12 protein-coding genes, 1 tRNA gene and 2 pseudogenes are annotated in these 12,960 nt (G+C 42.3%); 11 read left to right on the top strand and 4 right to left on the bottom strand.

Annotated elements, in window-relative coordinates; all coding sequences use genetic code 11:
- The first annotated feature begins 148 nt into the window (after window positions 1-148).
- The 5 genes and pseudogenes from HWQ43_RS07385 (at window position 149) to HWQ43_RS07365 (ending at window position 5,768) form a co-directional block, all read left to right on the top strand.
- Complete coding sequence (locus HWQ43_RS07385; protein WP_292731734.1) at window positions 149-1,000, top strand: DUF928 domain-containing protein; 852 nt, start codon at window positions 149-151, stop codon at window positions 998-1,000.
- A gap of 51 nt (window positions 1,001-1,051) precedes the next feature.
- A complete protein-coding gene (locus tag HWQ43_RS07380) occupies window positions 1,052-3,274 on the top strand; it encodes an adenylate/guanylate cyclase domain-containing protein (RefSeq protein WP_292731732.1) in 2,223 nt (740 codons plus the stop codon).
- A gap of 287 nt (window positions 3,275-3,561) precedes the next feature.
- On the top strand, window positions 3,562-3,867 hold the full coding sequence (locus HWQ43_RS07375) for a hypothetical protein (protein ID WP_292731730.1): 306 nt from the start codon (window positions 3,562-3,564) through the stop codon (window positions 3,865-3,867).
- A gap of 19 nt (window positions 3,868-3,886) precedes the next feature.
- Complete coding sequence (locus HWQ43_RS07370) at window positions 3,887-4,015, top strand: hypothetical protein (protein ID WP_292731728.1); 129 nt, start codon at window positions 3,887-3,889, stop codon at window positions 4,013-4,015.
- 487 nt (window positions 4,016-4,502) lie between these two features.
- Window positions 4,503-5,768, top strand: a pseudogene (locus HWQ43_RS07365) (MFS transporter).
- Between the two features lie 39 nt (window positions 5,769-5,807).
- Here the strand turns inward: HWQ43_RS07365 and HWQ43_RS07360 are convergent.
- Window positions 5,808-5,881, bottom strand: a tRNA-Arg gene (locus HWQ43_RS07360).
- 34 nt (window positions 5,882-5,915) lie between these two features.
- Here HWQ43_RS07360 and moaC point away from each other — a divergent pair.
- The gene (gene moaC, locus HWQ43_RS07355; RefSeq protein WP_292731726.1) at window positions 5,916-6,422 is read left to right on the top strand and encodes a cyclic pyranopterin monophosphate synthase MoaC; all 507 of its coding nucleotides are present in this window, start codon (window positions 5,916-5,918) and stop codon (window positions 6,420-6,422) included.
- Between the two features lie 105 nt (window positions 6,423-6,527).
- Here the strand turns inward: moaC and HWQ43_RS07350 are convergent, their stop codons facing one another.
- The gene (locus HWQ43_RS07350; RefSeq protein WP_292731752.1) at window positions 6,528-7,199 is read right to left on the bottom strand and encodes a Uma2 family endonuclease; all 672 of its coding nucleotides are present in this window, start codon (window positions 7,197-7,199) and stop codon (window positions 6,528-6,530) included.
- A 124-nt stretch (window positions 7,200-7,323) separates the two neighbouring features.
- Between HWQ43_RS07350 and HWQ43_RS07345 the strand changes: the two genes are divergently transcribed.
- The 3 genes from HWQ43_RS07345 (at window position 7,324) to HWQ43_RS07335 (ending at window position 8,503) form a co-directional block, all read left to right on the top strand.
- Window positions 7,324-7,581: a hypothetical protein gene (locus tag HWQ43_RS07345; RefSeq protein WP_292731724.1), complete on the top strand. Its 258-nt coding sequence runs from the start codon at window positions 7,324-7,326 to the stop codon at window positions 7,579-7,581.
- Between the two features lie 119 nt (window positions 7,582-7,700).
- On the top strand, window positions 7,701-8,009 hold the full coding sequence (locus HWQ43_RS07340) for a DUF3181 family protein (RefSeq protein ID WP_292731721.1): 309 nt from the start codon (window positions 7,701-7,703) through the stop codon (window positions 8,007-8,009).
- Between the two features lie 278 nt (window positions 8,010-8,287).
- Complete coding sequence (locus tag HWQ43_RS07335; RefSeq protein WP_292731719.1) at window positions 8,288-8,503, top strand: acetyltransferase; 216 nt, start codon at window positions 8,288-8,290, stop codon at window positions 8,501-8,503.
- Window positions 8,504-8,588: 85 nt separating this feature from the next.
- Here the strand turns inward: HWQ43_RS07335 and HWQ43_RS07330 are convergent, their stop codons facing one another.
- Together HWQ43_RS07330 and cobW are read right to left on the bottom strand one after the other, a co-directional pair.
- On the bottom strand, window positions 8,589-9,071 hold the full coding sequence (locus HWQ43_RS07330) for an ABA4-like family protein (RefSeq protein WP_292731717.1): 483 nt from the start codon (window positions 9,069-9,071) through the stop codon (window positions 8,589-8,591).
- 114 nt (window positions 9,072-9,185) lie between these two features.
- Entirely contained in the window at window positions 9,186-10,247 is a 1,062-nt protein-coding gene (gene cobW, locus HWQ43_RS07325) for a cobalamin biosynthesis protein CobW (RefSeq protein ID WP_292731715.1), read from the bottom strand.
- A gap of 837 nt (window positions 10,248-11,084) precedes the next feature.
- Between cobW and HWQ43_RS07320 the strand changes: the two are divergent.
- Window positions 11,085-11,603 (top strand): annotated as a pseudogene (locus tag HWQ43_RS07320) (SRPBCC family protein); the annotation flags it as partial.
- Window positions 11,604-11,696: 93 nt separating this feature from the next.
- Complete coding sequence (locus HWQ43_RS07315) at window positions 11,697-12,866, top strand: zinc-dependent alcohol dehydrogenase (protein ID WP_292731711.1); 1,170 nt, start codon at window positions 11,697-11,699, stop codon at window positions 12,864-12,866.
- Window positions 12,867-12,960 lie beyond the last annotated feature (94 nt).

Genomic DNA, 12,960 nt, shown 5'->3' with positions numbered 1-12,960 from the left:
CCCAATGCCCAATGCCCAATGCCCAATGCCCAATGCCCAATGCCCAATGCCCAATAAATAGTTCTGTAGTTGAGTGAAAAATCTGACTCTGCTTTTGGGAATACTTGATTTATTCACCTGACTAATCTAGAACTCAGGCATTATCAATATGAAATGGATGAAACCATCTTTATATTTTGTACCCTTTTCCCTACCTTTGTATTTGCTTTCTGCTTTAACAGCAGAGGTACAAGCTCAGTTGTACCATCCCAATAAAACTTGGCAAATTAGTCAAACATTTAAGCCACCACAGCGGGGAAAACCCCCCGCAAGTGCTGGTGGTTCTACCCGTGGTAGCTCTTGTCTAACAGGCAAAAAACTAATAACCCCCTTAATACCTCCAGATAAATTAGGGCTGACATTTGCTCAACATCCAACATTTTTCTGGTATATACCCCAATTTAAACTCAAAACAGCCAAGTTTTTGCTCCTGACTGAAGACCAAAACGTATTTTATGAAACATCTTTTACACTTCCAAATCAGCCGGGAATTATTAGCTTTAAACTTCCTGACAGTACCCCTGCACTTGCTGTAGGTAAAACTTATCATTGGTATCTAACAATTGTTTGTGATACTCAAGACTCTAGTGAAAATCCGACTGTAGATGGTTGGGTAGAACGCACTCAGCCAGGAGCAACCTTATCGGAGGCGTTAGCAAAGGCAAATTTATACAAGTTGCCCACCATCTATGCAGAAGCTGGGATTTGGCATGAAGCACTGACTAGTTTGGTGCAGCTACGTCGGACTGAGCCAAATAATTTCAAAGCAAGGCTGGATTGGAGACAATTTTTCAAGTCAGTGGGTTTGAGTGCGATCGCTTCTGAACCATTGATTGATTGTTGCACATCTACGAAAGAAGAGCATGGGGCATTGGGCACGGGGCATTGGACTGAGGGAGAATTCCCAACTCCCAACTCTTCTACAGACGCGATTAATCGCGTCTCTACTCCTAACTCCTAACTCCTAACTCCTAACTCCTAACTCCTAACTCAGCACTCAGCACTAAATATTATGTGGGCAAAGCTGAAACCGCACATCTGGCAATGGCGGGGTGTTTTACTTGCTGTTCCCAATATTACAGCCTTGGTGATTGCAATCCGCTTGACTGGATTACTGCAATTGTTGGAATTGGCAGCACTAGATCAATTTTTTCTCCTGCGTCCACGAGAGTCGGCTGATACCCGCATTGTCATAGTTGAGATTAATGAGGCAGATGTCCGCAAGCAGGGACAGTGGCCTATGCCTGATGGAAAACTTGCTAGTTTGTTAGAGAAAATCAAACAGCAAAAACCTAGAGCGATTGGTTTAGATATTTATCGTGATTTACCCGTCAATCCCGGTTATCAAGATTTACTTAAGGTTTTTAAGTCTACTCCTAATTTAATTGGAGTCCAAAAAGTCTCTGATACTATTGATAGTTCGGCGGTTGATTCATCTCCAGAACTGAAAAAACTTAATCAAATTGGGTCGAATGATTTACCCATAGATGGAGATGGCAAAATTCGGCGATCGTTATTGTACGTAAATTTAAATAATGACGAGATTCTGGAAAGTTTTGGGTTAAAACTGGCATTGTTGTACTTGAAACCTGAAGGTATTACTGCCAAGCCATCAGCTATTAACTCTAATTACTTGCAGTTAAATCGGGGTATTTTTCCGATTTTTGAAGCTAATGATGGAGGTTATGTCCGAGCCGATGCCGGGAGTTATCAAGTACTGTTGAACTACCGAGGACGGATACAGCAGTTTACTAAAGTCTCTCTTACCGAAGTGCAAGAGAATCTCATACCACGCGATTTAATGCGAGATAAGGTGGTATTAGTTGGTGCTACCGCTGAGAGTTTGAAGGATCTATTCTATACACCTTACAGCAGTAATGTCTTGACCGACCCAGAACGAATGGCGGGTGTGACAATTCATGCTAATTTGATTAGTCAAATTTTAAGTGCGGCAATGGAAGGTCGTCCACTGATTAAGTGTTTACCTGAGCCGTTAGAATGGCTATCAATTTTGATTTGGTCAATTATTGGTGCTAGCTTGTGTTGGCTGCAACGCCACAGTAGCAACCAGAAAAACCTCATGGCTGTTAGTGTTTTGTTGGTAGGTGGCGGTTTAATTGGCGGCAGCTTTTTGGCATTTTTGGCTGGTTGGTGGATTCCCGTTATCCCTTCATTGCTGGCTTTTGTCGGTTCTGCGATCGCACTCACTCAGTATATTGCTCAAAGCGCTACCGAGATGCGAAAAACCCTCGGTCGCTATCTAACTGATGAAATCGTCGCCAATATCCTCGAAACTCCTTCTGGGTTAAAGCTGGGGGGAGAGCGCCGAAAAGTTACGGTTCTTGTATCGGATTTAAGAGGATTCTCGGCTATTTCCGAACAATTGCCCCCAGAAGAAGTAGTAAAGATTTTGAATCTTTATTTGGGAACAATGACTGATGTGATTAACCAGTATAAAGGCACGATTAATGAGTTTATGGGTGATGGTATTTTTGTGATTTTTGGTGCGCCAATTAGTCGCAAAGATGATTCTGAACGAGCGATCGCTTGTGCTATTGCTATGCAATTGGCAATGCAGCAAGTGAATGAACAAAATCAGCAAATGAATTTCCCAATCCTGGAAATGGGAATTGGGATTAATACAGGCGAGGCTGTAGCGGGAAATGTTGGTTCTCAAAAACGCGCTCAATATACAGTTATTGGCAGTCATGTTAATTTGGCTGCTCGAATTGAATCTTATACAGTGGGAGGACAGATTTTAATTTCTGAAAATACCTGTAAGGATGCCAATATTGACCTACAAATTGCTGGAGAACTACAAATAGAACCTAAAGGAATTAAACACCCTGTGACAATTTGTGAAATTCGTGGCATTGGCGGTAAATATAATTTATTCTTGCCTAAATATGATCAAAAAATGAGCGTTATTACTCCCATAATACCTGTAGAATACAGTATTTTACAGGGAAAACATGCAGTGGGAACAGTATTTCTGGGAGACTTTATTAGCCTCTCAGAAAAAGGCGCGCAGCTGCGATCGCCACATTCTTTAGAACTCTTGAGTAATCTCAAACTCAAGTTATTGATTGAAGCAGAAATTGCTATAGAAGAAGAATATATCTATGCCAAGGTGATCCAACAGTCTAATGTTGACGAGCATCTTTTTGTGCTTCGGTTTACAGCAGTTCCCCCAAAAGCTGACGCAATTCTCAATGCACTGCGTCAGCCTGAGTGATATTAGGACATCAATCTTGAAATGTTAACAAAGGGAGGTATATGTAAATACGGTAAACCGAAAAAGTAGGTAGTCTAGATTTTTTTAAAACAGTAGCAATTGTTGCTGATACAAGCAGGCGATCGCGGTAAGATTTTGGACTTAAGCCCAATCCAACTCCAATAACTCATAATTTTAAACGAATAATTAATAATTCGTAATTTATGCTACGTAGCAACTCACTTGAGTTCTGGAGTTAAAAATATGATTTTTTCTAAAACTGAGATTCAATTACACCCAAAGGACAAATGACAAACGCAAACAACTTTCAAAAATTAGTAGAACTTGCAAATGATTATGGAATTATTTGCGAACCAACACCAGAAGAATGTTTGATTGCATCCTTGCCTGGAGACGATGATTTTTTATTAGCTTTTACTTGGTCTGGTGTAGTTGAAGGAGAGCCACCAGAGCATGAATTAATTGCAGTTAGTGTACAAGATATAGTCAAAGAAGTTACCGTTGCAGCTTGGCAGATTCCTTTTTATTTATTTGGAAACGTTTTAAGACAAGCTCAAATGCTTGTCGCTGCTCACAAAGATTTTGTTAGCTGAGAGACAAGTTTTAACTAAAATGGGCGCGTTTGAAACATCTGAAGGTAGACGTTTTCATTCTCCATTGTCATCGGAAAAACAAAAGTTTCTCAATCTCCACATAGCTAAACAAAAGCTAGAAGAGGTGATGTATTTGTTGGGGGAATAGATAACTCAAAAGTTTAGTTAATAGTCAAGACCCTAGATAGGGTCTTTTTTTGTGGATATGTTCAAAATACTTGGAGTTTTTAGAAGACAAAGGATAGACAGGCAATATTTTTGTACTATTTTTATCTTTATTCTCAATAGTGTGTGATAATGACTCTCGCGATACTTTGATTTGTGCCAAAAATCCTCTACAACCGGGTATTAGCAAGAGAATGATGGACTGTAAAGGGAGTTAAAGATAGATGAGATGCCCTAGGGGCAAAAATGGCTGTAATCCTTGTGTGGCAAGGTGTGGGTTAGAGTCAGAAGATTACTTGAAGTTTTTTTGAGGTTAGAAGTGTGTGAGCATATATTGAGTAGTGATACAAAGCATTAATTAATACTTAGTATCACTACCCAAGTACTTAAGTAATTAAAGTATAGTATTTGAGCATTGAGTGAGCATTTTTTAGAGTTTATAAGCGGAGGTATTGCTTTTGCATTCTTCTATGCTGATTTTGTTTACAGCGGGTTTATTATTCTGGTCGAGCCTGTCTTCGCTCTTGCCAACTCTACCGCTTTACATCGATGATGTGGGCGCAAGCAAGCAAGAAATTGGCCTTGTCATGGGCAGTTTTGCCATTGGGTTATTGCTATCTCGCCCAATGCTGGGACGGTTAGCCGATGAACGCGGTCGGAAAATTGTCTTAGTGATTGGTACGATCGTAGCTGCGATCGCACCCTTTGGTTACTTGGCAACCCAATCTCTTGGGCTATTAATCCTAGTGCGGATTTTTCACGGCATTAGTGTTGCCGCTTTTACCACTGGCTACAGTGCCTTAGTCGCAGATTTGGCGCCCGCTGAAACTCGTGGTGAAATCATTGGTTACATGACCCTAGCAACTCCCATTGGTTTAGCAATTGGCCCTGCCTTGGGTGGTTATTTAGAAGCTACAAGTGGTTACGGCATATTATTTCTGTTATCTGCCGAATTGGGTTTTGTCGCCCTCTTGGGAATTGTACAAGTTACGAATTCGCCAGTGCAAACGCAGCAGCAGACAGAGGGAGAAGATCGCAAATTTTGGCAAATTTTGGCCAGCCCACGGGTGAGAGTTCCAACTATAGTTATGTTGCTAGTTGGTTTGTCCCTTGGTGCTGTACATACCTTTGTGTCGTTGTTCCTCAAATCCACTCAGGTGGACTTCAATGGCGGACTATTTTTTACAGCTGCGGCAATTTCTAGTTTTAGTATCAGGGTATTTGCTGGTAAAGCAAGCGATCGCTTCGGGCGGGGTTTGTTTATTGAACGTGCGTAAAACCCCGTCCCCTCGTGGGCGGGGATGTAAGCACGGTTAATTACCTTTGGGATTTTTTGCTACGTTTTGGCATTAATACTGCTGTGGCAGGCTTACAGCCCGATCGTTTTCTTGCTGGCTGCGATCGCTGAAGGTGCTGGTGGTGGTACACTGATCTCGATGATGATTACCATGATGGCAGACCGTTCACTGCCGCAAGAACGGGGGAAAATTTTTGCTATATGTATAGCTGGACTCGATCTGGGAATTGCGATCGCTGCTCCTCTTCTGGGTATTATTGCAGAACTTGTAGGCTACCGCGATATGTTTGGCTACGGTGCTGCGATTACTTCTCTAGCACTTGTCCTCTTCCTCACCCATTCGAGCAAAAACTTATCCAACTCACTGCGCTTTGCATTAGGTCTAGCTCCAGATGCCTACGCCTTGAAAAACTTAAAAGTTAGGAGTGATGAAATTTAACTCATCACTCCTAACTTTCAACTCTTAACTTTTTAAAAACGGGCGAGGAGGGATTCGAACCCCCGACACCGTGGTCCGTAGCCACGTGCTCTAGTCCACTGAGCTACACGCCCTCACCGACAATCTATATTAACACGTTCTAACCAAATGGCGCAAGATAATTTTCCATCTAATTTTGCCAACTTAACCCATCTAGATCCCCAAGGACAGGCACAGATGGTTGATGTGTCTGATAAAGCACCCACCATTCGTCAAGCAATAGCAGCTGCTAAGGTGCGAATGCTGCCAGCCACCTTCGCTGCCATTCAAGCCGGAAATGTCCCAAAAGGGGATGTGTTGGCAACTGCAAGATTGGCTGGAATTATGGCAGCCAAGCAAACAGCCACTTTAATTCCTCTGTGTCATCCGTTGCCTTTGCAAAAAATCGCTGTCGAAATCACACCCGATCCCGAACTACCGGGTTATCAAATTCAAGCTACAGTCAAAACCAAAGCTGAAACTGGTGTAGAGATGGAAGCCTTAACTGCGGTTTCTGTCGCTGCCCTGACTTTATACGATATGGCAAAAGCCTTAGAAAAGTCGATTCAAATTGAATCGATTCGTTTAATAAGTAAAAGTGGCGGGAAATCAGGAGATTATTCGCCGGCAAAGTAATAAGTTAGCTATTGGGCATATTAGGTGACAGATGATAGGTGACAGGTGATAGGGAATAATCTGTACCCTGTAACCTGTACCCTATTTCCTTCTTCATCTCCCTAGTTACGGAAGATTATCAGGATCAATGCCGAGATTACGCAAATATGCTGCTAACTGTTCAGCGCGTTGAAGTTCTTGTTCTAGTAATAACTCAGCCTGTTCTACCCGTTGATTGAGTTCCAGGGAATTTAAAAATCTCTGTCCATCTGGACGGTAAATTACTAACTCTCCAAGCTCCGTTTGAAATCTAATTCCTAAACGGGGACTGAACCAACCATCCAGTTGCCATACTTTATTCAAATGGTTGTTTTGCCGCAACCAGCCATCTAGTTGAAAACTTTCAGGATCGTATAAATAGTATTCTTCAACACCATAGGTATCGTAAAATTCCAGCTTACGATCCATCTCCTTGGTATCATTACTATAAGAAAGAATCTCAAAGACTACTTGCGGTGGAATATTATCTTCTTGCCACTGACGATAGGAACGACGTTTACCCTTTGGTCTACCGAAGACAACCATCACATCAGGTGCAGTCGGTGTAATCAGCCGAGAACGGACGGGATACCAGAGCAAATCTCCTGCAATCAAAACATTGTCATTATTAGCAAACAGAATCTCTAAATTCTCCTTAATCAGGACAATCCAACGATATTGCTCTGTATTGTCTGCCATTGGTTTGCCGTCGCTATCTGGATAGAGGAGATCGGGGTCTATTTGCTCAAAGATCGTCATCGGATTTAACCCAGCGGCTCTTGACTTCCAATTCAATTATGACTGCTTCTAGAAGTCTAATCGCAACGACTGCACTAAAAACCTTAGAATGAGTAGGGTGTATTTAAATCTGTAACAAATATTTATGCCTCCTCGTTGGCCTCGCAAACCCGATCGCAAAGACCCTGATTACCGCAAGATTGATGACCGGATGAATTTTGCCGTCCATGTAGCGATCGCTGCTACTATAAATTCTGGCTTATGGTTTTTTCATATCTTGAAAAGCACTACCTGGGACTGGCTACCGTTGTTTACTGCAAGTTGGACAGGCATAGTATTAGTGCATCTGATCTATATTAGTGCGATCGCTAATTACAGCGAAACTCCACCTAAATCCACCTGAAGACGGACTGCTGATGCTGGGGCGATTGTAACCTGTGGTAGTAGAATCAGCCTATTAATTGAGCGATAATGTAAAAAAGCCTGAGATTTCGCACTCTTTCTTAACGTAGGGTTATTTTTATGGCAAAGACTAACACCACAGAACTACTGGAAGCCCTAGCAGCTGAAATTGGCGAAAATGTCTACATAGACATTGCTAAATGGCATCTTTATTTATCTAATGCCAAACTGCACACCCTTGTTGCAGAACAGTTGTATCCCTTAATTACTTCCAACAATGTAAGTGAAGATCAAGTTTTAAAAGTCTTGAAATCAATTACAGTCAAAATTGGCGGCGGTAGAAGCGAACTTTCTTTAAGTGATTTACTACCACTGCAATGCCAAGTAACATTAGTTGATATTTTAGAAAAATATCAACGCGAAATCTAATATCTACAACCAAGATTATTTGAATTAGACAATTTTCTCGGTCAGTATTTCCTAATTTGATTTGAAATGCTGGATTGAGGATTAATTTGTTGTGTCAATTTTATAAAGATAAAAACCACAGAGACACATAGATAAATTTTGTGTAATTTATTTATGCATATCTGGTAAAAATTTCCTTTAACAATTAAGGAATCTCGACCTTCTAAATTGGTTGAGACGAGAATGAGTTTATCTTAAACTTGCTCTTAACTTTCATGCAAATTATTGAGGCAATTTCTATGCTTTTACAAGTCAAAGATTCTGGCGAATTGGTAAAAATTGTTGAAATTCAGGAATTAATTGACCCGAATACTGATGTTGTTCAGGCAAAAGATCAAGAAGGTCAAGAAGAACAGCAACCTGAAACTTTCAAAAAACAAAATCTTGTTTTTCCTTCAGGTGAAGTTCTACCACGCTGCTGGATAGATGCTGACTATAGACACGGCAACGGTTAATGATTTTAAAATGAGATAATTGGTAATGGCAGTAAACTATTAGCAATTATCATTAGTAGGGGCGCACAGATGTGTGCCCCTATTGCTATGTGCCAGTTGATGGTACTTCTTGTTCTGCTAATGTTGCCTTTTCATTCTGCTGAAACTTTGGGAAAAATCTCTTAGTAATCCAGTCAGTTAAAATGTGAGATAGTAATCCCAACGGCCCAGCGAACAAAGATAAAGCCAGAGAGTGAATTGTCCAAACACCTGTTTTCTGTCCTTCCCAATAAATCCAGCGACCGACGAATAAATCCATCACTAAAAAATGAATCCAACCTGTTGCCGCAGATGTTTCATCTGCAAGGAATCGCGCAATATCAGCTAATTGAGGATTCGATAAAGCTTGGGCATTTTCTGGAGTAATGCTGCTAATAAACAAATATAAATATGTTCCTGCTAACAGCACAAAGGGTAAATATGATGACATTATCCACCGTGTGACTTTCCAGTTCGGCAATAAAATCATCAACGCCCAAAATGGCAAGACGAAAAGGTTGGCAACGTTAAATAGTTGAGAAATCGTCATATATTTGTAAAGTGAAGAATTTTTGTTTTGAATTAACTAATTATTCATAACTAGTAACTCTCAAGAGAAAGATCCCCGACTTCTTTAAGAAGTCGGGGATCTTTCTATATATACTTATAAAGCTACAAGCTGTGATTCGATTTCAGAAGAATTCAAATCACGTCCGATGAAAACTAAACGCGTTTGCCTAGCTTCTTCTGGTTTCCAGGGGCGATCGTAAAATTTATCAAATCGAGTTCCCACGCCTTGCATGACTAAGCGCATGGATTTATTTGGCACTGCGACAAAGCCTTTAATCCGGTAAATTTCTTGTTGTTGTACCAATGTTTGCAACTGCTGTTGTAGCTTTTCGGGGTCAAAGGTACGATCCAAAATTAAATTAGCTGAAGTAATTTCTTCGTCGTGATTGTGGTCTTCTTCGGTATCGTGATGACTAGGACGAGAATCTAAATTGTCTTCAACTGCGGCTTTGAATCCTAATAATATAGATGCATCTAGTTGAGAACGTAGGCGTAGCCCGCCGCAGGCATCGCTCTCGACAATTTTCACCACTCTGGGCAATTCTTGCTTAATCAATTCCTCAACTCTGGCTTTTGTCTCAGCATCCACCAAGTCAATTTTATTTAACACCACCAAGTCTGCACAAGCAAGTTGGTCTTCAAACAGTTCTTGCAAGGGTGTTTCGTGTTCTAGATTATCATCTGCTTGGCGCTGGGCTGCGATCGCTTCTGGATCGCTAGCAAATGTCCCGGCTGCAACCGCCGCACAATCTACCACGGTAATCACCGCGTCTACAGTGGCGGCGTTGCGAATTTCCTGCCAACGAAAAGCCTTCACCAGTGGTTTTGGTAAGGCTAAACCAGAGGTTTCAATCAAAATGCAATCGATACTATCTCGCCGCTTGATTAACTCTTGCATCATCGGATAAAACTCTTCCTGCACGGTGCAGCATAAGCAGCCGTTGGTTAATTCAAAAATATTAGTGTCACCCTCACCATCTTCGGGGCAAATTTGACAAGATTTTAATAATTCGCCATCAATACCGAGTTCGCCAAATTCATTGACTAAAACGGCAATACGCCGTCCTTCGTTGTTTTGTAGCAGGTGGCGAATTAGGCTGGTTTTTCCACTACCTAAGAAGCCTGTGATCACTGTGACAGGAATTTTCGTAGCCATATTTTTGCCTGATTTACCCAGTATGGTAAGTTTTACGGGTTACAAACTTAAATACTGAGATTAAGCTTGGTTTGAAGATTGACTTAGTTATTTTAAGCTGAAAGTCTATGGTAAACCTGAAAATATTCCCGTTTTTGTTGAGTTTAGGTTTGGCTTTAATTCCTCAAATCAGTCTGGCACAAACGGTAGAGGAGTTGGCGTAGATATAGCGAAGCTGTCACCAGGGGCAAGATAGCCTGAAAGTATGGTGGAGTCTGGGTTTGAGAAAAAAGAGTTGATTATTGGGTTTTAGCGATTTGGACGGGGGTTTTATCTGAAATCTTGTTCAAAAATCAGATATGAGTCCTATATAGGACTTACGCATTGAGAGGAAATGGACTATGTGCATTGCCTTAAAGAGAAGTGAAGCGGCATGAATTAGCATAGATCAAAGCCTCATGCTGGGGAGCCTACTCCCAGTATACTTTGCCTAAAAGAAGACATTCTCGGCAAAGTTAAGCATCTAAAAATCCTTGAGTGAAACACTTGTCTAGTTATGTTTGAATGTCTAGATTGCAATAGGTGACAGCTTCCCTAGCATTACGCCAAGATACAAGCGAGAAGTAACTAACTTAACACCAATCTCATTCTTTAGTTAGAGGTTATGTTTAGTTGAAAGCTTTAAATTTCAGGTATTGATTTGTAGTAGTTAATTTTTTTAGTAGTCTAGAAGGCTGATACGAAGGGTAAATTTTTTCAAGAGACTTCTACATGCCTCTCGCTAATAAGCTTTTATTCTACACTGTTCTCCGCTCCTAGTATTAGGGTTTGGACAAACAAATTTGTCCAAACTGCGATAAACAAAGCACCATACAGCAAGCACGGGAGACAATAGACATGAGCCAACCAATTAAAGTTGAAAAGACGGTAACGATTAACAAACCAGTAGAGGAACTCTACCGCTTTTGGCATAACTTTGAGAACTTGCCGCGCTTCATGAAGCATCTCAAAGACGTAAAAGTACACAATAATAAGCGATCGCACTGGACGACCAGTGGGGTGTTAGGTGGAAGTGTTGAATGGGATGCAGACATCATTGAAGATCGGGAAAACGAATTGATTGCTTGGGCTTCGGTTGAAGGTGCAGATGTTGATAACTCTGGTTCTGTCCGCTTCCAGCCAGCACCCACCAATCGCGGTACTGAGGTAAAAGTTGTCACGAAATATAACCCGCCTGGTGGAGCAATTGGAGCTACCATTGCCAAACTCTTCGGCGAAGAACCAGAACAGCAAATCGGAGATGATTTACGCCGCTTCAAAATGATGATGGAAGCAGGCGAGATTGCCACCACAGAGGGACAACCAAGAGGGAAATAGTCACTTGTCCTTTGTTTATTAGCTAACGACAAATGACTAAGGACTAATGAGAAGACTAACGACTAATAACCAATGACCTAAGGACTAATGACTATGAAAGCAGCTTGCTGGCATGGTGCTAATGATGTGCGGGTCGAAACAGTTCCCGATCCAAAAATTCTCAACCCGCGTGATGCCATCCTTAAAGTGACATCAACAACCATTTGTGGTTCTGACTTGCACCTCTACGATGGCTACATTCCGACGATGCAACCGGGTGACATTCTTGGTCACGAGTTTATGGGGGAAGTTGTTGAAATTGGTAGCGAAGTCAAGCAATTGCAAAAGGGTGATCGCGTGGCTGTCTCTTCCATGGTTGGCTGTGGCTCTTGTTTCTTCTGCCAACGAGATTTATGGTCACTATGCGATAACTCCAACCCCAACGCTTGGATGCAGGAGAAGGTGTTTGGCTTTGGTACGTCGGGAATTTATGGCTATTCCCATTTATTCGGTGGCTATGCCGGTGGCGATGCAGAATATGTTCGGGTGCCGTTCGCTGATTTCGGCGCGCTCAAACTTCCCCAAGACATTCCCGATGAAAAACTGCTGCCGATCACCGATGCCTTTCCCACCGGCTACATGGGAGCAGATTTATGTAATATTCAGCGTGGAGACATCGTAGCAGTCTGGGGTTGTGGCCCAGTCGGACAGTTCGCTATGGTCAGTGCCTATCTACTCGGTGCCGAGCGCGTGATTGGCATCGATCGCTTTCCCTACCGCTTGCAACTGGCTAAGGACTTCGCGAAAGCGGAAACGATCAATTATGAGGAAGTCGATGCGGGCGAAGCCCTGAAAGAAATGACAGGCGGGCGCGGTCCCGATGCTTGCATTGATGCCTGTGGCATGGAAGCCCATGGGATCGGGCTGGAAGGATTCTACGATGAAGCGAAGCAGGCAGTACGGCTGGAAACCGATCGCCCTCATGTGTTGCGGCAAATGATTCTGGCTTGTCGCAAGGGTGGCACTCTGTCGGTCATGGGCGTTTATGCTGGCTTCGTGGACAAGATGCCGATGGGCGCTTTCATGAACAAAGGTTTGACGCTCAAAACGGGACAAATGCACGGTCAAAAGTATATGCCTCGGTTGCTGGGTCACGTCATCGAAGGCGAAGTCGATCCATCTGCTGTATTCTCACATCGCCTCAGTCTAGAAGACGCACCACGCGGCTTTGAGCTTTTCAAACACAAACAAGACAACTGCGTCAAAGTCTTACTCAAACCCTGATTTCAAGCAAATTTTGGGGTGCGGCAAGGTGCAAAGACGCTAAGGAAGCTTGTCATCTCTTACCCTTTGCGTCTAACGCTTCGCCTCTGGCTAA

Origin of the sequence: Nostoc sp. JL31, from assembly GCF_017114965.1 — a bacterium.
GTDB classification, from domain to species: domain Bacteria; phylum Cyanobacteriota; class Cyanobacteriia; order Cyanobacteriales; family Nostocaceae; genus Nostoc; species Nostoc punctiforme_A.
Note: the sequence above shows the minus strand (reverse complement) of the source record. Positions and strands in the feature narration are given on the sequence as shown.